The organism is Bacillus sp. FSL L8-0358, from assembly GCF_038593095.1.
Classification (GTDB): domain Bacteria; phylum Bacillota; class Bacilli; order Bacillales; family Bacillaceae; genus Bacillus; species Bacillus subtilis.
Genome location: NZ_CP151962.1, coordinates 3,005,003 through 3,026,702 on the forward strand (window position 1 = coordinate 3,005,003; position 21,700 = coordinate 3,026,702).

At 45.3% G+C, this 21,700-nt stretch carries 25 protein-coding genes; 8 read left to right on the forward strand and 17 right to left on the reverse strand.

Annotated elements, in window-relative coordinates:
* Window positions 1-106: 106 nt before the first annotated feature.
* Genes NYE49_RS15465 through NYE49_RS15475 form a run of 3 tightly spaced genes read left to right on the forward strand, consistent with a single transcriptional unit; the run spans window position 107 to window position 2,693 of the window.
* Entirely contained in the window at window positions 107-1,111 is a 1,005-nt protein-coding gene (locus NYE49_RS15465) for an ABC transporter substrate-binding protein (RefSeq protein ID WP_047183069.1), read from the forward strand.
* 12 nt (window positions 1,112-1,123) lie between these two features.
* Window positions 1,124-1,906, forward strand: coding sequence for an ABC transporter ATP-binding protein (locus NYE49_RS15470; RefSeq protein ID WP_003229092.1), 783 nt, complete (start codon window positions 1,124-1,126; stop codon window positions 1,904-1,906).
* On the forward strand, window positions 1,881-2,693 hold the full coding sequence (locus NYE49_RS15475; RefSeq protein WP_015384439.1) for an ABC transporter permease: 813 nt from the start codon (window positions 1,881-1,883) through the stop codon (window positions 2,691-2,693). Before NYE49_RS15470 ends, NYE49_RS15475 begins: the two co-directional genes overlap by 26 nt.
* 26 nt (window positions 2,694-2,719) lie before the next feature.
* On the opposite strand, the gene ytkD is transcribed toward NYE49_RS15475, so the two are convergent.
* The 3 genes from ytkD to NYE49_RS15490 all read right to left on the reverse strand — a co-directional run bounded on the left by ytkD (window position 2,720) and on the right by NYE49_RS15490 (window position 4,412).
* Window positions 2,720-3,196: an RNA deprotection pyrophosphohydrolase gene (gene ytkD, locus NYE49_RS15480; RefSeq protein ID WP_003229087.1), complete on the reverse strand. Its 477-nt coding sequence runs from the start codon at window positions 3,194-3,196 to the stop codon at window positions 2,720-2,722.
* A 208-nt stretch (window positions 3,197-3,404) separates the two neighbouring features.
* Window positions 3,405-3,809 carry a holin family protein gene (locus NYE49_RS15485; protein WP_014477741.1) on the reverse strand — a complete coding sequence of 135 codons (405 nt, stop codon included), beginning with the start codon at window positions 3,807-3,809 and terminating at the stop codon, window positions 3,405-3,407.
* 165 nt (window positions 3,810-3,974) lie between these two features.
* A complete protein-coding gene (locus NYE49_RS15490) occupies window positions 3,975-4,412 on the reverse strand; it encodes a Dps family protein (protein ID WP_003229083.1) in 438 nt (145 codons plus the stop codon).
* Window positions 4,413-4,540: 128 nt separating this feature from the next.
* Here NYE49_RS15490 and ytzI point away from each other — a divergent pair, with 128 nt between their 5' ends.
* Window positions 4,541-4,681 carry a YtzI protein gene (gene ytzI, locus NYE49_RS15495; RefSeq protein WP_003229081.1) on the forward strand — a complete coding sequence of 47 codons (141 nt, stop codon included), beginning with the start codon at window positions 4,541-4,543 and terminating at the stop codon, window positions 4,679-4,681.
* Here the strand turns inward: ytzI and NYE49_RS15500 are convergent.
* Both NYE49_RS15500 and NYE49_RS15505 read right to left on the reverse strand, forming a co-directional pair.
* Entirely contained in the window at window positions 4,675-5,112 is a 438-nt protein-coding gene (locus NYE49_RS15500) for a FixH family protein (RefSeq protein WP_015384442.1), read from the reverse strand. The two genes, ytzI and NYE49_RS15500, sit on opposite strands and share 7 nt — an antisense overlap.
* Window positions 5,113-5,231: 119 nt before the next feature.
* Window positions 5,232-5,705: an S-ribosylhomocysteine lyase gene (locus tag NYE49_RS15505; RefSeq protein ID WP_003219361.1), complete on the reverse strand. Its 474-nt coding sequence runs from the start codon at window positions 5,703-5,705 to the stop codon at window positions 5,232-5,234.
* A gap of 128 nt (window positions 5,706-5,833) precedes the next feature.
* On the opposite strand from NYE49_RS15505, the gene yidD reads away from it, so the two are divergent.
* Complete coding sequence (yidD, locus tag NYE49_RS15510) at window positions 5,834-6,061, forward strand: membrane protein insertion efficiency factor YidD (protein WP_003229076.1); 228 nt, start codon at window positions 5,834-5,836, stop codon at window positions 6,059-6,061.
* Here the strand turns inward: yidD and NYE49_RS15515 are convergent.
* Together NYE49_RS15515 and NYE49_RS15520 are read right to left on the reverse strand one after the other, a co-directional pair.
* Window positions 6,058-6,621 (reverse strand): carbonic anhydrase, encoded by a 564-nt coding sequence (locus NYE49_RS15515; protein ID WP_014477744.1) that lies wholly within the window; start codon window positions 6,619-6,621, stop codon window positions 6,058-6,060. The genes yidD and NYE49_RS15515 overlap by 4 nt on opposite strands.
* 93 nt (window positions 6,622-6,714) lie before the next feature.
* Window positions 6,715-6,963 carry a type B 50S ribosomal protein L31 gene (locus NYE49_RS15520; RefSeq protein ID WP_003219346.1) on the reverse strand — a complete coding sequence of 83 codons (249 nt, stop codon included), beginning with the start codon at window positions 6,961-6,963 and terminating at the stop codon, window positions 6,715-6,717.
* A 205-nt stretch (window positions 6,964-7,168) separates the two neighbouring features.
* Between NYE49_RS15520 and NYE49_RS15525 the strand changes: the two genes are divergently transcribed.
* The 3 genes from NYE49_RS15525 to NYE49_RS15535 are packed head-to-tail and all read left to right on the forward strand — an operon-like array spanning window position 7,169 to window position 9,796.
* Entirely contained in the window at window positions 7,169-8,500 is a 1,332-nt protein-coding gene (locus tag NYE49_RS15525) for a cytochrome ubiquinol oxidase subunit I (protein WP_047183070.1), read from the forward strand.
* 43 nt (window positions 8,501-8,543) lie between these two features.
* Window positions 8,544-9,584: a cytochrome d ubiquinol oxidase subunit II gene (locus NYE49_RS15530; RefSeq protein WP_015384444.1), complete on the forward strand. Its 1,041-nt coding sequence runs from the start codon at window positions 8,544-8,546 to the stop codon at window positions 9,582-9,584.
* Between the two features lie 53 nt (window positions 9,585-9,637).
* Window positions 9,638-9,796 (forward strand): DUF1540 domain-containing protein, encoded by a 159-nt coding sequence (locus NYE49_RS15535; RefSeq protein WP_003229069.1) that lies wholly within the window; start codon window positions 9,638-9,640, stop codon window positions 9,794-9,796.
* Between the two features lie 18 nt (window positions 9,797-9,814).
* Here NYE49_RS15535 and mntD read toward each other — a convergent pair whose 3' ends face one another.
* The 10 genes from mntD to NYE49_RS15585 form a co-directional block, all read right to left on the reverse strand.
* Window positions 9,815-10,702 (reverse strand): manganese ABC transporter permease MntD, encoded by an 888-nt coding sequence (gene mntD, locus NYE49_RS15540; protein WP_033884531.1) that lies wholly within the window; start codon window positions 10,700-10,702, stop codon window positions 9,815-9,817.
* Window positions 10,692-11,999, reverse strand: a complete 1,308-nt coding sequence (gene mntC / locus NYE49_RS15545) for a manganese ABC transporter permease MntC (RefSeq protein ID WP_047183071.1) — start codon at window positions 11,997-11,999, stop codon at window positions 10,692-10,694. The genes mntD and mntC overlap by 11 nt, the downstream gene beginning before the upstream one ends.
* A gap of 5 nt (window positions 12,000-12,004) precedes the next feature.
* On the reverse strand, window positions 12,005-12,757 hold the full coding sequence (gene mntB, locus NYE49_RS15550; RefSeq protein WP_047183072.1) for a manganese ABC transporter ATP-binding protein MntB: 753 nt from the start codon (window positions 12,755-12,757) through the stop codon (window positions 12,005-12,007).
* A gap of 18 nt (window positions 12,758-12,775) precedes the next feature.
* Window positions 12,776-13,696: a manganese ABC transporter substrate-binding protein/adhesin MntA gene (gene mntA / locus NYE49_RS15555; protein WP_047183073.1), complete on the reverse strand. Its 921-nt coding sequence runs from the start codon at window positions 13,694-13,696 to the stop codon at window positions 12,776-12,778.
* Window positions 13,697-13,977: 281 nt separating this feature from the next.
* Window positions 13,978-15,093: an o-succinylbenzoate synthase gene (gene menC, locus NYE49_RS15560; RefSeq protein ID WP_047183074.1), complete on the reverse strand. Its 1,116-nt coding sequence runs from the start codon at window positions 15,091-15,093 to the stop codon at window positions 13,978-13,980.
* Complete coding sequence (locus tag NYE49_RS15565; protein WP_047183075.1) at window positions 15,090-16,550, reverse strand: o-succinylbenzoate--CoA ligase; 1,461 nt, start codon at window positions 16,548-16,550, stop codon at window positions 15,090-15,092. The genes menC and NYE49_RS15565 overlap by 4 nt, the downstream gene beginning before the upstream one ends.
* A gap of 90 nt (window positions 16,551-16,640) precedes the next feature.
* Entirely contained in the window at window positions 16,641-17,456 is an 816-nt protein-coding gene (gene menB / locus NYE49_RS15570; RefSeq protein WP_003229054.1) for a 1,4-dihydroxy-2-naphthoyl-CoA synthase, read from the reverse strand.
* 34 nt (window positions 17,457-17,490) lie between these two features.
* On the reverse strand, window positions 17,491-18,315 hold the full coding sequence (gene menH / locus NYE49_RS15575) for a 2-succinyl-6-hydroxy-2,4-cyclohexadiene-1-carboxylate synthase (protein WP_015483598.1): 825 nt from the start codon (window positions 18,313-18,315) through the stop codon (window positions 17,491-17,493).
* The gene (gene menD, locus NYE49_RS15580; RefSeq protein ID WP_015384451.1) at window positions 18,303-20,045 is read right to left on the reverse strand and encodes a 2-succinyl-5-enolpyruvyl-6-hydroxy-3-cyclohexene-1-carboxylic-acid synthase; all 1,743 of its coding nucleotides are present in this window, start codon (window positions 20,043-20,045) and stop codon (window positions 18,303-18,305) included. The genes menH and menD overlap by 13 nt, the downstream gene beginning before the upstream one ends.
* Window positions 20,042-21,457, reverse strand: coding sequence for an isochorismate synthase MenF (locus NYE49_RS15585; RefSeq protein ID WP_015483599.1), 1,416 nt, complete (start codon window positions 21,455-21,457; stop codon window positions 20,042-20,044). The genes menD and NYE49_RS15585 overlap by 4 nt, the downstream gene beginning before the upstream one ends.
* Window positions 21,458-21,700 lie beyond the last annotated feature (243 nt).

Consider the following 21,700-nt stretch of genomic DNA (forward strand, 5'->3'; position numbering starts at 1 on the left):
TACATCCGGAGAACCTGATTAGGCATTCACACATTTTTATACCCATCATACGATATGTAAAGCAAAAAAGGATATTAACTTGATGCGAAATAAGGAGGTTGTCTATGTGAACAGATGGTTAAGGCTGGGCTTCGCCTGTGTCGGCAGTATCTTTCTGATGTTCGCCCTGGCGGCTTGCAAGCAGGAAGAAACGCTCACCAAAGTCAAAGTAGCTGAAGTGACCCATTCAATTTTTTACGCACCTTTATATGTTGCTGAGTCTAAAGGTTTTTTTAAGGAAGAAGGGCTTGATGTCGATGTGAATACGACCTGGGGCGGAGACAAAACGATGACATCGCTTCTTTCCAACGGCTCCGACATCGCGCTTGTCGGGTCAGAAACATCTATTTATGTCGAAGCGCAAGGGGCTAAAGATCCCGTCATTAATTTCGCCCAGCTGACTCAGACAGACGGAACGTTTCTTGTCGCGAGAGAAGATGTTGAACACTTCGACTGGGATCAGCTGAAAGGAAAAACGTTTCTCGGCCAGCGAAAAGGCGGCATGCCGCAAATGGTCGGCGAGTATGTGCTGAACAAACATAAGATTGACCCGCATAAGGATATAGACCTCATCCAGAACATAGACTTCGCCAATATTGCCAATGCGTTTGCTTCTGGAACCGGTGAGTATGTACAACTCTTTGAACCGCAGGCTTCTCTCTTTGAGAAAAAAGGCATCGGCCATATCGTGGCTTCATTCGGAGAAGAATCAGGAGAGGTTCCTTATACGACTTTTATGGCGAAACAAAGCTATTTGAAGAAAAATGAAGACACAGCCGTCAAGTTTACAAAAGCCATTTATAAGGCGCAGCAGTGGGTTGAAAATCATTCTGCGAAGGACATCACAGATGCCATTAAAGATGAATTTGATGATACCGACCCAGACGTCATCGAAACATCCATTGAACGCTATAAAAAACAGCATTCATATTCGCCAGACCCTCTGCTTAACGAAAAAGAATGGGAGCTTCTCCAAACCATTATGGATCAATCGGGAGAACTGCCGAAGCACATTCCATACAATCAGCTTGTAAATAAAGAAATTGCTGAAAAAGTCACCTCGGAGAAATAGGAGGCGCCATCTATGTCTTTCTTACATGTCGACCATGTAACCCATACTTATTTTTCTATTAAAGAAAAAACAACGGCTGTGCGGGATATTCATTTCGATGCCGAAAAAGGTGATTTCATCTCATTTCTCGGCCCAAGCGGCTGCGGAAAAACAACACTGCTTTCCATTATTGCCGGTTTGATTGAGCCATCAGAAGGCAGAGTTCTGATTGAAGGCCGTGAGCCGAATCAAAAAGAACATAATATTGGCTATATGCTTCAGCAGGATTACTTATTTCCCTGGAAATCTATCGAGGAAAATGTGCTTCTCGGTTTAAAAATCGCCGACACGCTGACAGAAGAAAGCAAAGCCGCTGCACTCGGTCTATTGCCGGAGTTCGGCCTCATAGATGTGGAGAAAAAATATCCGAAAGAGCTGTCAGGCGGGATGCGCCAGCGGGCTGCGCTTGCAAGAACACTTGCGCCTAACCCTAGTCTGCTTTTGCTGGATGAGCCATTTTCCGCGCTTGATTTTCAGACAAAGCTGTCTTTGGAAAACCTGGTATTCCGCACATTAAAGGAATATCAAAAAACAGCAGTGCTTGTCACTCATGATATAGGGGAAGCGATAGCGATGAGCGATACGATCTTTTTATTTTCAAATCAGCCGGGCACCATCCATCAGATTTTTACCATTCCTAAGGAATTGGCCGCGATGTTGCCTTTTGACGCCCGTCAGGAACCTTCCTTCCAGACACTGTTTCAAACGATATGGAAGGAGCTGAATTCTCTTGAGAAACAGCAAAGAAACCATTGATCTGCTTCACGAGCAGTATCAATTCAAACAGAAAAAGGAAAAGTGGAAGGTCCATTCCTTTCAGCTTGCCATATTTATTCTCTTTTTCTCGGGCTGGGAAATCTCCAGCAGGCAGGGCTGGATCGATCCGCTGATCTTCAGCTCTCCATCAGCTGTGTGGCGATTATTGCTGGAGAAACTTGGTGACGGTTCTTTACTGTCACACATCGGCGTCACTTTATTTGAAACGGTGCTTGGCTTTTTGCTTGGGACGTTTATGGGCACGTGCCTCGCCGCTTTGTTATGGTGGTCTAACCGACTTGCCAGAATTTTAGATCCGTATCTTGTGATTTTGAACGCAATGCCGAAAGTGGCCCTAGGCCCAATCCTGATTGTCGCGCTCGGCCCCAGTTTTATCAGCATCATTGCGATGGGAGCCATCATCAGCGTCATTATCACAACCATCGTTGTCTACACCGCCTTCCAGGAGGTCGACGAAAACTATACGAAAGTCATGCAAACATTCGGCGCAAAAAAGTGGGTTATTTTTAAAGAAGTCATACTGCCTGCATCCTCCCCCGCGATTATTTCAACACTAAAAGTGAACGTCGGCTTATCATGGGTTGGCGTCATTGTAGGGGAATTCCTCGTTTCGAAGGTCGGATTAGGATATATGATTATTTACGGATTCCAAGTCTTCAATTTTACACTCGTCTTCTTAAGCCTGCTGATCATCGCCATCTTCGCCACTCTGATGTATCAGGGCGTCGAGCTGCTGGAAAAGAAATGGACGAAGGGGAGGACATAAAAAACCCGGCATATGTGCCGGGTTTTTTATTCAATCCATCCAGATTCTTTCAGTTTTTTCAAGCTGATCGGAAGAACGGAATCCTTCATAATAAAGCTGAATTTTTTATTGCGGGAAAGGTTCTCCGGCAGCTCGTGAAACAAAACCGGGCCTTTCGTTTCAAAGTAATCAGCCTGCTTTTCAAGCTTTTCTATATCTGCAAAATATATATTTTTTACAATCACTTTTTCTTTTCCGAGAACTTTATACTGTCCGAGATACTTGAGGCTTTTGACTCTCGCGCCCGTCTCTTCCTTTACTTCCCGGAGCGCAGCCTCTTCTGCGCACTCCATCGGCTCTACTTTCCCGCCTGGAAACTCATAGCCTCTGTCCTCATGTTCTGTTAAAAGCCATTTGCCGCCAAAACGGCAAATCACCCAGACATGCTTCGGGCTGTCCGAGAAAGGCTGATCGTCAAAGGAAAGCTGAACAGTATTCTGATAATAATCTTTAAACTCGTACATGTTTATCCCTCAAATCCGTTCCTAGCTATCTTCCATACATCATACCACAGTTACGTTTCTTCGGAAGCCTTTTATCAAAAAATAAGGGAAACCCAGCACGCCGTCAGGTTCTGCATGCAGACTAGCTCGTACAGTTTTTTGCGATAGCTTTTGCCGGAAAGTGCGACCGACGCTCTGGGCTTTATTATGACCCGCGAACAGGGAAAAGTTACGGTTTGCGCTTAAATTTATTTTTTAACGTTTCTAAAAGATCGACAAGCATCTGAGGAACCGGTATGCCAAGAGAGCTGGCTGTCACAACAATTTGCACAGATTCATAAAGAATATAAAACATAATAGCCAAGTCACGAATTGATCCCTCTGTATTCAGCAGCTGATCAAAAAAGTGGCATACAGAGATCAGAGCCAGCGTGACTAATTTTTTGACAAGCCGGGCAAATACCTTTATAAATGACAGTTTATGAATAATGGTTTCCTTCAAAGTCGTACTGATAAATTCAATTGCCATCAGAGAGAGCAAAATCAGAAATGAATACTGAAAACCTCCAAAGAAAAAACCCGCTGCTGAAACGCTGACTGCTAAAAACGAAAAGATGCCAAAGTCTCTATCCATTTATCCCAACATCCTTTCACAGAAACGGCCTTACGATATTCTATGGAAAACAAGCCGAACGGATTGGATTTTTCAGAAAAATGGACTGGTTGTCGCCTATTTTTCAGATACAAAAAGAAAAGCCGGACGTCTTTTTTAAGACATCCGGCCGTTCTATTTTTGGACTTAACCTAGGTAAGCTTTTAGCATCCAGTTATGTTTTTCAATATTTTGATGGATCGCAAGAAGCATGTCCCCTGTTGTTTCGTCACCGACTTCATCAGCTAAATCCATGCCGTTTTTCAGCTCTTCCGCGATGACTGTGAAATCATCATATACGCTTTGAACCATTTGTTCAGCTGTTTCATTTCCAGCCGCTTCTTTGACAGAAGCCGTTTCTAAGGATTCCTTCATTGTTGCAATCGGTTTTCCGTTCAGCGCCAAAAGACGTTCTGCTAAGTCATCAATATAAGTTGCCGTTTCGTTGTACAGCTCCTCAAACTTTTCATGAAGCGTGAAGAAATCTTTTCCTTTCACATACCAGTGATAATTATGTAGTTTCACATACATGACCGTCCAGTTGGCTACTTGTTTGTTCACTGCTTGAATCAATTGTTCTGACATGGTATCTCCTCCTTGTTATATGACTATGTATACCCTTAATATCGTACGCTAAAACCTCTTTTTTACCCTTATCTGTCACGATTTCTACTATTATGCTACAATTGTTAAAAAACGGGAGGTGGAATGTCATGACGCTTCTCATTACGATAAGTATTTTGATTGTGCTGGCTGTTTTGCTTGTAACCATTTGGACGACTGTAAAAGCCTATAATGTAAAGCATACCATTGATCCGCCACAAGAAAATCACTCTGATTCACACAATCAATGATGATGTGAATGCTCCTCTTCTGACTGATTGCTGGCAGCATCGGCGTCTCCGACTTGGACTTTTAAGGTCGGCATGCTATGCTGTTTTTTTGCTGTGACATGGGATTGGACAGTGTATACACCATCTTCCTTAAACGTCGTTTCCAATCGGTATACGCCTTTTTCTTGTTTCGCCTTAAACATTTGGCTTGCGTCTTTTTCCCCTTCTTTCCATACTTCAAACTCTACTTCATCGGCATCCGTCACAGCTTCATCACCATATGTTACGGCTGCTTCATAAGCAGCGCTTTCTCCGGGATTTACTTTTTCAGGCCCGGTCAGCTTGACATCCAAAACCTCGGGCGTCTCATCTGTATTTGCTTTACTTTCACCAGATCCACATCCGTTAAGCAAAAAAGCAGAAAAAAGCAGAACAACCAACATCTTTTTCATGCCATCACCCTTTCATCGTTTACCTAAATAGTAGCAAACGCTTACAGCAAATGGTACACAAAATATGAGACGTCACAAAAAAGACCTTTTTGCTTAAGCGCAAAAAGGTCCTTTCTATTTTAGCCAAATACTTTTAGCAATTCTTCTTTATCCTGTGAAAGCCAGAAACGCATTAAACGTTTAGCGCCTTCCAGATCATGAAGCTTCGCTTGGCCGCACTGCTTTTCATTCGCAGCTGGTATTTCTGTAATCTCTACCGCTTCCTTCATTGTGTCTTCAAGCAGATCAACGATTTCCGCTGATGTCGGCTCTCCGCTCACAACTAGATAATAGCCTGTCTGGCAGCCCATTGGAGAAATATCAATGATATCAAAATGATCGTATTTCTCAGCGTGAGAACGAATCGTAAACGCGAGCAAATGCTCGAGTGTGTGAATGGTGTCAGGCTTCATCGCCTGTTTATTTGGCTGGCAAAAACGAATGTCAAATTTATTTACAACGCCGTCTGTTCCCACTTTATGCACGCCGCAATGTCTTACATATGGAGCAACAACCGCATTATGATCAAGCTCAAAACTTTCTACTGAAGGCATAATGGCACTCTCCCCTTTTTTTAAAATGTAATTTCATTATAACATACTTTTCCGATAAGAATTATTGATTAACTTTTCAATCTGTGTTTTTTTTCTTATACTTGCATCAGAAAGGTTGCTGAAGAAACATGAAAACCCTATTCATCGCTCTGATCAGAGGATATCAAAAATTCATCTCGCCCCTGACACCGCCAACATGCCGCTTTTATCCGACCTGTTCCCAATATGGAATCGAAGCGATTAAAACGCATGGCGCTTTAAAAGGCGGATGGCTGACAATCAAACGGATTTTGAAATGCCACCCGTTCCATCCGGGAGGAGTCGATCCCGTTCCTGAAAAGAAACAAAAACATTAATTGTTATAGCCGTTTACGATTAGATCCAGTTTTCCGGTTTTAGGATCAATGACTAAGCCATGGACCGGAACGTTTTCAGGGAACAGCGGGTGATGTTTAATAACGTCTACGCTGTCTTTCACACTCGCTTCCACTGAATCAAAACTTTTAAACCATTGATCAAAGTCTACACCGGAGTACTTTATTGTTTCGATGCGTTCTTCCGGAATCCCTCTTGCTTTGATTTTTTCAAGCATGCTTTTGCTGCTGATTTTGCTCATGCCGCAATCGTGATGCCCGATCACACACACCTCATCTGCATTCAGCTCGTACACTGCGACGAGTAAACTTCTCATGATGCTTCCGAATGGGTGTGTCACAAGCGCACCGGCACTTTTAATGATTTTCACATCACCGTTTCGCAAATTCATCGCATGCGGCAGCAGTTCAACCAGACGAGTGTCCATGCAAGAAAGAATCGCCATTTTTTTATCTGGAAATTTTGATGTTTGATACTTTTCATACTCTCTTTGTTCAGTAAATGTCTTGTTAAATTCAAGAATATCATTTAGAAGACTCATGTTCGTTGTCCCTTTCTATTCTTTTTACTCTTCAATATATCACAACCCTTGTTTATTCGTCATAATAAAAAAAGACAAACCCTCTGGTCTGCCTTATTTCCCCATGTTATAGCGTTTTTTGAACTGCTCAACTCGTCCGCCTTTTTCATTGAATTTCTGGCGGCCTGTATAAAACGGATGCGTGTCAGAACTTACCTCTACTTTAATGACAGGATATGTGTTGCCGTCTTCCCACTCTGCTGTTTCATTAGATGTTTTAGTAGAGGTGCTGAGAAAACGGTAGCCGCTGTTGACATCCTGAAATATCACTTTGTGGTTCTTCGGATGAATTCCTTCTTTCATGTGAATCTCCTTTCAATAAATCGTAATAATTACGTTTTATTTTATAACCTTACAAACGTTTTGTCAATCTTCTTATATCCTTCCCTCTGTTTTCGCATCGTAAACCTCATGGCATTTAAGAATAGGAAGAATAATCTAACCGAGGAAGCAAATAATAAACCTAAAATACATACAGAACGTCTTTTTAGAAAGGTGGTTTACGATTGTGGATGATTTAGTTTTGGCCAGAAGCCTCTTTGGCACGACAATGGGCTTTCATATCATTTTCGCAACGCTTGGAGTCGGTCTCCCGCTCATGATTTTAGTGGCGGAATTGATCTATCAAAAAACGAAAGATGACCATTATGCGATCATGGCGAAAAGATGGACGAAAGCACAAGCCGTTTTGCTGGGGGTCGCCATACCGACCGGAACGATCGCGGGCACTCAGCTCGCGCTCTTATGGCCGGGATTTATGGAAGTCATCGGCCGGGTGATGTCCCTGCCATTTCAAATTGAAATCTATGCTTTTTTTGTTGAAGCCCTTTTCATGTCGATTTATGTATACGCTGCAGACCGTTTGTCACCTGCAATGAGGATTGTTGCTGTTTTCTTTGTGTTAGTCGGGGCAGCAGCATCCGCTGTTCTGATTACGAATGTTCACGCTTTTGAAGGTACGCCCGCCGGTTTTAAAATTTTAAACGGAAAAATTACAGATGTTGACCCGTGGGCTGCGTTTTTTAATCCTAGCTTTTTTATCACTGCCGGCCATGTCGTGCTGTCCGCGTTTATGACCGGTGCGTTTATCGTGGCTTCTGTTGCGGCGTATAAAATGATCCGGACGAGGAAAAAGGAAAAGGTCTATCTCTTTCACCGGAAAGCCCTTTTGCTCGCACTGACGATCGGCGGTATTTTTTCATTGCTGACCGCTTTGAACGGACACGAATCTGCACAGATGCTGTACGAATACCAGCCCGAAAAATTAGCCGGTGCGGAAGGCCTGTTTGAAACAAGATCCCACGCCCCGCTCGCTATAGGCGGTTTTACCGACCCGAATGAAGAAAAAGTAAAATGGGCAATCGAGATTCCATGGGCTTTAAGCTTTTTGGCAGCGAACCGTTTTGACACTGTTGTAAAGGGATTAAATGCATTTCCGAGAGATGAATGGCCGCCGCTTTTCATTCACACGCTGTTTAATGCGATGGTCGGTGTAGGCATGCTGCTTATTCTTTATTCCATTATCGGAGTGGTCTGGAGAAAGGTGCTCAAGAAAGACCGTTTCCCAACGTGGCTTTTGGTCATTTTCATGACAGCAGGCCCTTTTAGTCTCATCGGCATTGAATTCGGCTGGATTTTCGCATGTACGGGGAGGCAGCCTTGGGTCATCTATCATCTGCTGAAAACGTCAGATGTCGTAACAACGACTGGCTCGATCGGGGTGCTGTTCTTATTTTTCACATTTGTTTATGCCGTGTTAGGCGCAGCTGTCGTCTACGTGCTGCTGTATTATTTCCGCAAGCACCCGGTTGACGAAGATTTAAATACAGCGGAGTCGTAATGGCTCCACAAACAGGAAACCAAATGGAAGGAAGATCGTACAAATGGAGATTTCAACTGACGCTCTGATCGCCATCTCAATTATCTGGGGCTTTGTGTTTATTTACGCCGTCATGGCGACAATGGATTTTGGAGCGGGATTTTGGTCTATGATCTATTTAAACAAGGAGCATATGAAGGCCACCGATATTGCAAATCGCTTTTTGTCCCCGACTTGGGAGGTCACAAACGTCTTTATTGTGGCCATCGTCGTGGCGCTTTTCAGTTTTTTCCCTGGCGCGACATTTGTGCTCGGCACCGTTTTATTAATTCCCGGAAGCATGATTTTGCTGCTTTTGGCGATTCGAAGCGGATTTCTCGTTTTTTCAAATACAGCAAAGGAGCGGAAAACGCTAAGATATATTTCCGGCATCTCCGGCTTTATCATTCCTGCTATTTTAATTTTGGTGCTTCCTGTGACACACGGAGGGTTTATAGAAAAAACGGATGGAATCTATAACTTAAATATGTCTAAAATCTTTTCAAGCCCAAACGCCTATTCATTTATCGGGTTTGCGATTTTAAGCACCTTATTTTTGTCCTCCCTGCTGCTTGCAGACGTTTCAAATGTGGCAGAGGAACAGGATGCGTACCGAGCCTACAGAAAAAGCGCCCTGATTACCGGCCCGATTTCACTGTTGTTTGCTGTATGCATTATGGTGACAATGCGGAATGAAGCAAACTGGCTGTACAGCGGAATGCTGAATGATTTTACTTGGATTATTGCATCGTTCATTACATTTGTCATTGCTGGAATCGCTCTTTTTCTGCCTAATAAGAGCTTTGGGCAAAACATCGGAAAACCGCGGCTTGCACTTGTTGCGATTGGGATACAGTATTTTCTCGCAAGCTACGCGTACGGGCGGGCGCATCTTCCGTATATGATTTATCCCGATGTGACAGTCATGTCAGGCTTCACAGAGCCAGCAACGTTCAGAGCGCTGTTTGCAACGTATATCGTTGCATTTATCATTCTATTTCCGGGCTTCTTTTTCTTCTGGAAAATGTTTATGCGAGATAAACGCTATATCCGCCAGGAGGAATAGAGGGCAAGCCAGCCGGCTATACTAATCCAGAACCTTTATAAGGAGGGGATGGCATGGAGCAGAAAATTCTATGTGAGGTCAACAACTGTTCTTATTGGGGCAAAGGTAACAAATGCACCGCTGATGCCATTTATGTTGTCAGCCATACTGGTGAAACGGCTGAAAACAGCCGGGAAACAGACTGCAAAACGTTTAAGCCGCATGATTTATAATTAAAAGAAAGAGCTGCATCAGCCAGCTCTTTCTTTTTGCATGTTGAGTGTTCTCAGCTTTTTAGTTATGACCCCGTTTGCAGGTGAAAACAAAAAGGCGCTTGCATAACATACACCTGTCATGGCCGCCATCGCTCCTGAAATCGAAACATTAAGCCACGTTGCGAAGAAATAGCCCATGACCGCCGACAGCCCGCCAATCAACGCGCTGAGAATCAGCATATAAAGAAGCCGGTCTGTCAGCAAATGTGCCGCAGCAGGCGGAACAATCAGCATGGCCACAACCAATACGGCACCCACCGAATCAAAGGAAGCAACAGTCGTCAGGGACAGCATGCCCATTTGCACGTAATGAATGAGCAAAACCGGTATTCCCAAGGCTAAAGCCATTTGAGGATCAAACGAAGCGATTTTAAACTCCTTATAGCACACACTGATCAACACTACGTTTAAAACCAGAACAGATGCCAGCATCCAAAACGCTTTCGGCCCAATATCAACCCCGAATACCGTCACCGTATTCCACGGCACAAAAGCGATTTCTCCCATTAGCGAGTGCTCAATATCGAGATGGACATTCGCTCCATACACAGAAAGCAAAATAACCCCGATTGCAAATAAAGATGTAAACACAACGCCTATGGCAGCATCTGATTGAACCCCCTTGCTATGAAGAAGCTGAACCAAGAAAGCCGTTAATAGACCGGTTGCGGCTGCGCCGATAAACATAGAAATCCCGTCGAGACTTCCCGTCACTAGAAAAGCGCCGACAATGCCAAGCAACACTGTATGACTGATTGCGTCGGCCAGCATCGCCATGCTTCTCAGCACAAGAAATGTGCCGATCAATCCGCAGCTTACACCGACTAATACACCGGTAGCTATAATCCATGCTTCAAAACTCATTTGCGATCTGTCCCTTCTCGGCATCATGAGACGCTTTTCGACGCTCAGGCATCCGTCCATACAGCTTTAAGAGTGAATAAAGCCGCTCTCTCGTTTCTCTCGGTAAACGGTCCGGGTCAAAGTAGTCCTGATCGGATTCTATATTGGCAAGTTCCATTTCATGCATGAGATACACTTCATACATCCGCTGCTTCAAAGCTGTGTGATAGCCTTTTTCTACCCCTTTGCTTGTGATTTGCCAAATCCCATTTTCGATACGCTCAATGCACCTCTCTTGTTCCAAGTCATTTAATGCCTTAAGGCATAATGAAGGGGATAGGCGTCTTTTCTTTCTTACACTTTCAATATTTACACAAAGATTATTCTTTTCATACTGTTCATAAATCGCCAAAAGCACTTGCTCCCTGCTTGTTCTGCGCCGCAGCCTCATCAGCCTTATGGCTTTAGCAGCCAATCCCCGCTTAGGCGCGCAAATCATTGAAAAAAGAAAGAGCAGCGTTGCAGATAAGATCATTAATGGCCCTGTCGCCATTCCCTTCATCGTGGTGCTAAGCAGGGTTCCGGCCACTCCGCTGACCCCGCCTGTAATCCCGGCAATGACGATCATCCCGGTTAATCGTTCGGTCCAATATCTCGCAGCTATGGCAGGTGTAATCAGCATAGCCGCCATTAATATCACACCAACAGTCTGAAGCCCAATGACGACAGCACAGACAATCAGACAAGCCAAAAGCCCGTTTAAAAAACGCACCGGGATTCCTAATCCCTTTGCAAACGCGAGATCAAAAGTAATCAATGTAAATTCCTTAAAGAAAACAATACAAAGGAGCAGTAGAACAGCGGATATTCCTGCTATAAGGATGATATCCTGCCTGACCAATGAAGCAGCCTGGCCGAATAAAAAAGAATCAAGCCCGCTTTGGCTTCCCGCCCCCTGTTGCTGAATATATGTCAGCAGAATGATCCCGACGCCAAAAAACACAGAAAGAACAATCCCGATCGCCGAGTCCTCCTTTGTTTTTGAAAGCCGCGGAATCAGCTGAATACAAAACGTTCCGAGCAGTCCGGCGAGCGCCGCACCCAGTAAAAAGAAAGGCAGTGATTTTTGCCCGGTGAACAGAAAAGCGAGACACACTCCCGGCAGAGCTGAATGGGCCATCGCATCGCCGATTAAACTTTGCTTTCTCAGCAGCACAAAGCTGCCCAAAACACCACTTGCCGTCCCGAGCAAAAGCGTACCGGCCAGCACCCACTGTGTATTCGGATGCTGGAGCTGCAGCCACAAACTTTCAAACATTGCGCTCACTCCTTATGTCCTTCTGCCAGCACTTTATCTTTTAAAAACGTAAGCCTTCCTCCATACGTTTTTTGCAGGTTTTCGATCGTAAAAACGTTTTCCGCCGGTCCGAAAGCGATTTTTTTAAAATGAAGCAGTAAGATCCAATCGAAATAATCCTCGGCGGTCTGCAGATCATGATGGACGACAAGCACGGTTTTTCCTTTTTCTTTGAGTTCTGCCAACAGCGTCATAATCGCGCGCTCCGTCGCTGCATCGACACCTGCAAACGGTTCATCCATAAAATAAATGTCAGCGTTCTGGCAGAGTGCCCGGGCAAGAAACACCCGCTGCTGCTGGCCGCCTGACAGCTGGCTGATCTGCCTCTTCGCATAATCAAGCATCCCGACTTTTGCTAATGCGGCCTTCGCCATCTCCACATCCGCTTTCTTTGGCCTCTTTAATAAACCGATTCTCCCGTATCTTCCCATTAGGACGACATCGAGCGCACTTGTGGGGAAATCCCAGTCAACCGAGCCGCGCTGCGGAACATATCCGATTCTGGTCCGCTGATCCTTATAGTCTTTGCCGTAAATAGAGATGTCTCCGGAAGCTCGGGGCACAAGACCGAGAATCGTTTTGATCAAGGTTGATTTTCCCGCGCCGTTTGGGCCGATAATGCCAATAAGTTTTCCTTCCGGCACCTGCAGCGAAATGTCCTGCAGTACAGGCTTTTTATGATAAGCAACCGTCACATTATCAAGCTCAACAGGGAACATATCCTTCACCTCTTTTCTTTATTTAAGCGCTTTAGTAATCGTGTTGATATTGTAGCGGAACATTCCTTCGTATGTGCCTTCTTTTGTGCCCTTTTCACCCATGGCATCCGAATAAAGCTGACCGCCGATTGTGACTGTATGGCCTTTTTCTTTAGCGCCTTCCACCACTGCATTGATTGATTTTTCAGATACACTGCTTTCTACGAACACAGCTTTTATTTGTTTGTCTGTCAGAAGATCAACCAGCTCCTGAACATCCCTTAATCCATAGTCCGAATCTGTGCTGAGTCCCTGCAGGCCTTTTACCTTAAATCCATACTCATTCCCAAAGTACGCAAACGCATCATGAGCAGTCACAAGCACACGGCTTTTCTCCGGAATATGTGCGATCTCCTTACGCGACCACTTATCTAAATATTGCAAATCTTCTTTGTACTCTTTGGCATTTTTCCGAAAGGCATCTGCGTGCTGAGGCATTGCTTTGCTGAATTGCGCTTCAATTTCATCCACCGCATAGATCCATAACGGAATGCTGAACCAGACGTGGGGATCAAACGTCTTGCCTTCCCCCGCGGGAATAAGCTTATTTTTCGGTATGGCCTCAGCTACTGCCGCCGATTGTTTTTGTTCGCCGATTTTTTGAAGGACATCCTCCATTTTCCCTTCCAAATGCAACCCGCTGTACAGAACAACATCGGCAGACATTAATTTTTTCGTGTCACCTTGGGAAGCTTTGTAAAGGTGCGGATCAACCCCCGGTCCCATTAAAGAGGTGACTTTTACATGCTTACCTCCGATGTTTTCTGCTGCATCGGCAATTTGAGATGTTGTCGCTGTCACTTGTAATTGCTGATCAGCGCTTTTTCCGGCTGAATCCGTTCCGCATCCCGTTAAAGCAAAGGTCGCAAAAAGTACTGCTGCCATCAGCCCTCGTCTCATATTTCTCCTCCTCTTTGCCATCAATGTCCGATTGTTTTATCTTATGTTGTCAGTTCTTAGACATGTGACATTAAATTAGCCAAAAGCATGTTTTATTTACACAGGACAAAAAGTTTCATTTGTGCAAAATTATCGCGTTTGGCCATTTTTGTCAAGCTAATTTACATTAAAAAAACCGGCTGGGTCAGCAGCCGGTCCAAACGAGAAGGGATGTATTCAACGAACACTTTTACTGTAACAGCACAGTGTCATTTATTCCAAAATAGCAAAATGCTTTTTTCTTAACCATGCTGTGTGAAAACATCCATTTTGGTCACATATTTTCGCATAATGTCTTGGTTTACCTCAACCCCTAAACCAGGCTGTTTTGACACAGAAATAAATCCATTATCAATACGAATATCAGGAGTTACAATATCTTCATCCCAATAGCGTGAGGATGAAGATATATCGCCAGGTATTGTGAATTGAGGCAGTGAAGCAAGCGCCACGTTCTGCGCTCTTGATATACCTGTTTCCAGCATTCCGCCACACCAAACCTGCATATGACGCTCTTTGCATAAATCATGAATTTTTAAGGCTTCTGTTAAGCCGCCGACACGAGAAGGTTTTATATTAATAATTTTGCAGCTTCCTAGCTCAATCGCCCGTCTCGCATCATCAACTGAACAAATGCTCTCATCAAGGCAAATAGCCGTTTTCAAATGTTTCTGCAGGTGGCGGTGGTCAACGATATCGTCGGATTGAAGGGGCTGCTCAATCATCATTAAATGGTAGTCATCAAGCTCCTTTAAACGGCTGATATCCTTCAATTCGTAGGAGGAATTGGCATCGGCCATAAGCGGAATATTTGGGAATCGGCTGCGGATGGCCTTGACCAATTCCACATCCTGCCCAGGCTGAATTTTAATTTTTATTCTTTGATAACCTTCTTTTTGATAGCTCTCAATTTCCTTGAGCATATCGTCAAGAGGCGCCAGGCCGACTACCACCCCGGCAGGGATTTTATCTCTTGTTCCGCCCAATGCCTCAGCAAGGGATACGCCCTTCTTTTTGGCATAGATATCCCATACAGCCGATTCAAGTCCCGCTTTTGCCATACGGTTTCCTTTATAACGCGCCAGGCTGTCCGGCACTTCTGAAGGGTGATTGAATTCACGGCCGACGACATTTGGGATAAAAAAATCTTTTAGCATATGCAAACATGTTCCAATGGTTTCCTCGGTGTACCAAGGCGAAGAGAAAGCAGAAACCTCTCCCCAGCCTGTGACACCTGATGTATCAATGGCTTCCACGATCAGAAATTTACGCTCTTGAAGCGTTTCGATACTGTTTTTAAACGGTTTCTTTAAATTCATGCTCAAATGGTAAAGCGTGATTTTTTCTATTTCGATCATAGCAGTTCTCCTTTACGCGCATCCTTCAGCTGATTTCGCAAGAGCTTATTAGACGCATTGCGCGGCAGGCGGTCAAGCACAAAGAATTTTGCCGGAATTTTATACTTCGCCAAGCGTTCTTTGCAGTAGGCAGTCAATTCTTCTGCGCTCACAGGCTTGTGAAGGACAAGATAGGCATGAGGCACTTTCCCCCATTTTTTGTCCTCAGCCCCTGAAACCCCGGCTTCGGCCACAGCGGGGTGTGAAAGCAGCACTGACTCCACTTCGGCCGGATAAATGTTTTCTCCGCCGGATATGATCAGATCTGAACGTCTGTCTAATACATATAAAAAGCCTTCGCTGTCCAAATAACCAAGATCACCTGTTTTCAGCCAGCCATTTTGAAAGGAGGCTTCGTTTGCGCTTTCCCGGTTAAAATAGCTTTTCATGACATTCGGGCCTTTGACCATGATTTCACCGTGTACAAACGGTTCACATACCTGTCCGTCCCGCTCTATTTTGATTTCACATGAAAACAGCGGTTTCCCCGCAGATCCGAGCTTTTCCATACTGAATTCCGGCGACAGGGTAACAATTTGTGAGCATGTTTCTGTCATTCCATATGACTGAAAGACAGGGAATCCTTTCTCACGGCATTCCTCAAGCAATGGCAGCGGTGCAGGGCCGCCGCCGAGAAGAATGCACCTGATGGATTCAGGGCAGCGGTTTGTTTCTTCCAAAAGACTGGCCAGCATAGTCTGCACCGCAGATATCATTGTCACTTCATGCCTGTTGATAGAATCCAGCACATCGCTTACGGAAAAACGCTGGTGAAGCACGACAGTCATTCCATAGATCACAGATTTAAATAATGCGGACAATCCGCTGATATGAAAGAGCGGCAATGCGATAAGCCAGCGGTCTTGTTCTGTTATACCCAAATTAAGAGCGGACGACACCGCACTGAAATAATGGTTTCCGAACGTTTGCTGAACTCCCTTGGGCTTTCCTGTCGTACCCGACGTATACATCAGCGTTGCCGTTGCATCCATTTGCATATAAGCCTCGATCTCAATTTCCTCTGCTGCTTCTTTCATCAGTTCATCCACATCAATCGTTTGAACGATGTGTTCATATTCTTTCTTCTCAAAGCTTGAATCTGTCAATAAAAAGCCGGATCCCGAATCCTCCAGCTGAAACAGCCTTTCATGTGTTGACAGCTTCGTATTCAAAAGCACCGCCTTAACACCAAGCAAAAAACAAGCGTGAACGGCGTATACCATTTCCGCACGGTTTTGGAGCAAAATAGCCGCAGTATCCCCTTTCCGAACCGAATGAGCGTCAAGCTGTGCCGCCATTCGCTTAGACGCGGCAAATAATTCTGCAAATGTCACGGTTTGGTCTCTATAAATGAGAGCGATTCTCTCAGGTGTCAGCTGTGCCCGCTGCATGAGCCAGTTGGGCTGTTCTGTCAGCATGTCATCATCTCCGAGGTAAAATGTCTGTATTGAAAAGAAAACAGCTTGGACCGCAAAGTCTCAAGCTGTTGGTTTACTAAGTATTGCTGATCACGGGAAACGAGGGAACTGTCCGAAATCAGGTTTGCGTTTTTCCTTAAAGGAATCACGGCCTTCTTTTGCTTCATCTGTTGTGTAGTAAAGAAGGGTAGCATCCCCTGCAAACTGCTGAATTCCAGCAAGTCCGTCTGTGTCCGCGTTAAACGCAGCTTTAAGAAAGCGCAGTGCGGTCGGGCTTTTTTCAAGCATTTCTTCACACCATTTAATCGTTTCTTCTTCAAGCTGTTCCAAAGGAACGACTGTGTTGACAAGACCCATGTCCAGTGCTTCCTGTGCGTTGTACTGACGGCATAGGTACCAGATTTCACGTGCTTTTTTATGTCCTACAATTCGAGCCAGGTAGCCAGAACCGTAACCTGCATCGAAGCTTCCCACTTTAGGTCCTGTTTGTCCGAAAATTGCGTTGTCCGCAGCAATTGTCAAGTCACATACGATGTGAAGCACATGGCCTCCGCCGATCGCATATCCGGACACCATCGCGACAACCGGTTTCGGGATGACGCGGATTAAACGCTGAAGATCCAATACGTTAAGACGCGGGATCTGATCGTCTCCTACATATCCACCGTGGCCCCGCACTTTTTGGTCTCCTCCTGAACAAAATGCTTTGTCCCCTGCACCGGCAAGCACGATAACCCCAACGTTTTGGTCGTCTCTTGCGTCAGCAAACGCATCAATCATTTCAGCAACCGTTTTAGGGGTAAACGCATTATGTACCTCAGGTCGGTTGATTGTTATTTTTGCAATGCCATTATACGTTTCATACAATATCTCATCGTATGTCCGTTTTGTTTTCCATTCAGCCATATGATGACCTCCTTTTATTCTCTATGTGAATGAGTCAGATGCTTGTCAAAAACTCACTCACTATTTTACCAAACAATCGCGGCTGTTCCACATGGACCGTATGTCCTGCTTTTGGAACAATCTCTATTCTACTAGAAGGAAGCATCTTATGCACCTCTTGATTGATGGCGCAAAATTTTTCGTCCCACTCCCCGCAGATAAGAAGCACAGGAACATCTATTTCCTCTACACGGCTCCACAAGGAAGGCTGTGAACCGGTGCCCATGCCGGTTAAACTGTTCGCAAGCCCAATCTTATTGTTCCGCAGACGGCCCGATCGTATCCTGTGCCGAATATCTTCAGCCAGCCTCTGCTGAGATGAAAACAAAGGGATATTCTCCCAATACGCAACAAATGCTTTGAGCCCGTCTCGTAAAATAAAATCAGCAAGCTTCCGGTCCCGCATAATTCGTTCCCGCCGTTCCCCAAGTGTTTTGAGCCCCGGCGTCGTGCTTTCAAGCACAAGTGCCGATACCCGCTCGGGATATGTCATCGCAAAAGAGTAAGCAAGCCTTCCTCCCATAGAATACCCAATCAATTTCACTTTGTGAAGTTTTAATTGATCAAAAATCTCGGCAAGGTCAGAAACTTGCCGGCTTGTGCTGTATCTTTTCCCATTCAGCGGGGCATCGGTTTCCCCATGCCCTAAACAATCAATTTTGATCAAGCGGGAATCAGGCAGCATCTCATCAAGAAAAGTCCATGATTGTTTGCTGCCGGTAAACCCATGCAGGCAGACGACGGCTTCGGAAGCATTCGGTCCCTCGTCTGCCACTGCATATCGGATACCATCTGATACCGTTATGTTTACAGTTCCCATTGTTTTTTCACTTCCCGCACAGCCTCATTCAGCATATCGCGATGAAGCTGGACTCTTGATTGGCGATCCGTTTTGATTTCAATCAAATGGAGTCCGGGCTTGTCTGCCTGCGGCGCGTAAGCTGTTTTGAATTCATCCCAAGAAGCCGGGCATGAATACGTTCCGCCGTAAAGTGCAGCCGCATGCTTGAAATCGAGCCCTGTCGGTGTGCCGAACAAATCTTCAAAGTGTGTCTTCTCAGAAGCCTGCGGCAAAAAGGAGAAAATCCCTCCTCCGTCATTATTGACAAGAATCACAGTAAGAGGAATACCCAGCTTTTTGGCCGCCAGCAGGCCGTTTAAATCGTGATAAAAAGATAAATCTCCAATCACAAGGGTAACAGGCGCTTTTGTTCCTTCACATACCCCCATGGCAGAGGAGACGACACCGTCTATCCCGTTTGCTCCCCGGTTTGAATAAATCCGGAAAGGGCGGTCCTGCTTTTCAAAAAACGTATCAACATCCCTGATCGGCATGCTGTTTCCCACAAACAGCGAGCTGTTTTCAGGCACAAGATGCTGAAGGATTCGATAGAGATTGCCTTCAAACGAAACATCTTCACTGCTGATTGTTTGCAGATGCTCGCGGAACCGCCCATTGACAAACTGCCACTTTTCCAGCCACTCTGAGGATCTGGCAGCAGCAGTAAGGCCTGCCATGATCTCCTCAGCAAAAACAGACGCATTACAATGAATCATATGCGCGCTTGCCTGTGTCGGGTCTCTCCACCCTCCATCCTCGTCAATCACGATTTGCTGAATCGCCGGATCATCCCTAAGCCATAAGAAAACCGGTTTTGAAACAGGCATCGGTCCAAACCGAATGACAACATCAGGACGGAGTTTCCGCTTCAGCTCATCATCTTTTAAAAACGAATCATACGCATCAATAACAGTGCTTTTATCATGAACACCATTCCGCAGATTAGACAGCGGATCCGCTAAAATTGGATACTGAAGCGCTTTTGAAAGCGCAATAATGTTTTCCTTGTCCGCATCACTATGGAGCTCTCCGCAGACGATCATTCCTTTTTCAGCCTCTGCGAGCATCTCAGCCACATCAGACAGGGACTCGCGGTCAACAGACTGCGTACCCGTTTTCACAGACACATGACGGCCTGTTCTCATTCTTCCAAACGGCTCATCTGAAAGATCCGGCATCAGCGGTTCGCGCAGCGGCACATTCACATGGACAGGCCCCATTGGGCGCTTTTGTGCTTCTCCGGCAGCGCGGCTTGCCAGCGTTCGGATGTATCTCAGCATTTGCGGAGACTCTTCAGGAAGAGCAGAGTCTGTGAAAAACTTAACAAAGTTACCGAATAAGAAGTGCTGATTAATAGCCTGCGGTGCGCCTACTTCGCGCAGCTCATGAGGCCGATCAGCAGTTAACACAATAATAGGCACCCTTGAATAATGGGCTTCAACCACAGCCGGATAAAAGTTGGCCGCGGCTGTTCCAGATGTACAGATCAATAGTACGGGACGCTGCTTCGCTTTTGCCAAACCTAAGGCAAAAAATCCGGCAGATCTTTCATCAATTTGGACATGGACGCTGATATCGGGATGCGCAGCACAAAGAACAGCCAGCGGTGTAGATCTTGAGCCCGGACAAACGACGGCGTCCGTAATTCCGGAAAGGGCGAATTCATCAATAAAACTTCCGATGTAATGAGTAATCGGGTTGACTGTCAACGCCTCTCACCTCCTAATGCAGAGATCATCGGCTTCAATTTAATCTGTGTTTCTTCATATTCCGAGATTGGTTCCGAGTCTTCCACAATACCGCACCCGGCAAACAGCCTTGCTGTGCTTCCTTCGATGAGCCCTGAACGAATGGCTACCGCGAATTCCCCGTTATCCTGGCTGTCAATCCAGCCGATAGGGGCCGCATACCAGCCGCGGGACATCGGTTCAATCTCCCTGATCACGTCAACAGCTTTTTCCTGAGGTGATCCCCCAAGCGCCGGAGTGGGGTGCAGCTTCTCAATTAAGTCAAAAATCGAAGCAGACTCGCGCAACTGTCCGACAATCGGCGTAAACAGGTGCTGAACGCTTTTTGTTTTGTACAAAACAGGTCCATCAGGCTTTTCAACCTCTGAACAGCTTGATACAAAAGCATTATGAATCATACCTACCACAATATCATGCTCAAGCAGGTTTTTCTCATCGTTTAATAATTCAAGGCCTATCCGGCGGTCGTCTTCTTCATTCACGCCTCGTTTAATGGAGCCTGCCAGACAGGAAGACATGACAGTGCCGCCGTCTCTTTTGATCAGTCTTTCCGGAGACGCGCCGACAAAAGTTTTGCCTTCTTGTTCAATTGCAAAAACATAGCTTGTCTGCTGATCGTCCAGAAGGGTTTTAAGCACCGGTTCTATTTGGATTGGACCGTCAAACGTGAGCAGCAGCTCTCGGGCAAGAACAACCTTATCATATTGTTTCCCTTTAATTTGGCTTGTGGCTGTTTCGATTGCTTTCAGCCAATCATCCTTATCCAGCTCTTCGGCTGCTGCAATCACAGCCTGATCTTCTTGCTTGAAATCGGGAACCATAAATTCCGCCGCAAAAGCTTTTAAGCCTTCTAAAACAGCTTCTGCGTCTTCTCCTCCGCTTACCCATCTGTTAACTGTTAAGAACGGGCCTTCAGCAGTCATCGTCAGCATAAGCGCAGGCACAAAGAAATCCCCTTCCGAGAAATGGTCCCATTGTGAACCTCTTTCTTCGCAAGGGTCAAAAGAAAATCCTCCGAATAACACAGGTCCCACTGCAGAATGCTGCAGCTTTTCTTCTTCATAAATATGAAAAGCCGTCTTTTTAAAGCGCTCCCATTGTTCAAAAACCTCACGATACCGCTCGCTGTTTTTTTGATTTGTCTGGAAAACCGCTTCTTTGCCAAGACCGACTATTGTCAATTCACTTTCAGGATCTGACCAAAAAAATCGATTGCCTGTATATTTTTTTGCTCCGTAATTGAAAAATGATAGAGGGTCAAGAGACTCGATTTGTCTCGAATAGCTTATTAAGACAGCATGGTTGACTTCTTTGGCTTTATGTAATGCATGTAGAACTTCCTTTCGGAACGTACGCTGCACCGTTGTCACCATGAGACATTCCTCCATAATCCTTAAAATGCTTTTAATACCATACACCTGTGTCTCCTTTGTGTCAAACACAGATCATGCAGTCCAAATGGCCTGCCTTACCTATTATAAACCTAATTTCAGAAATGAAAAAGAAACAAAGCTCAAATTTCTTTCTCCACTGATAGCAAAGGTTGTATCCGCTTACCATAAAAGGAAAACCTCCTATATTCCTCCACCCGCCATTTATGAAAGTTCTCAGGCGAT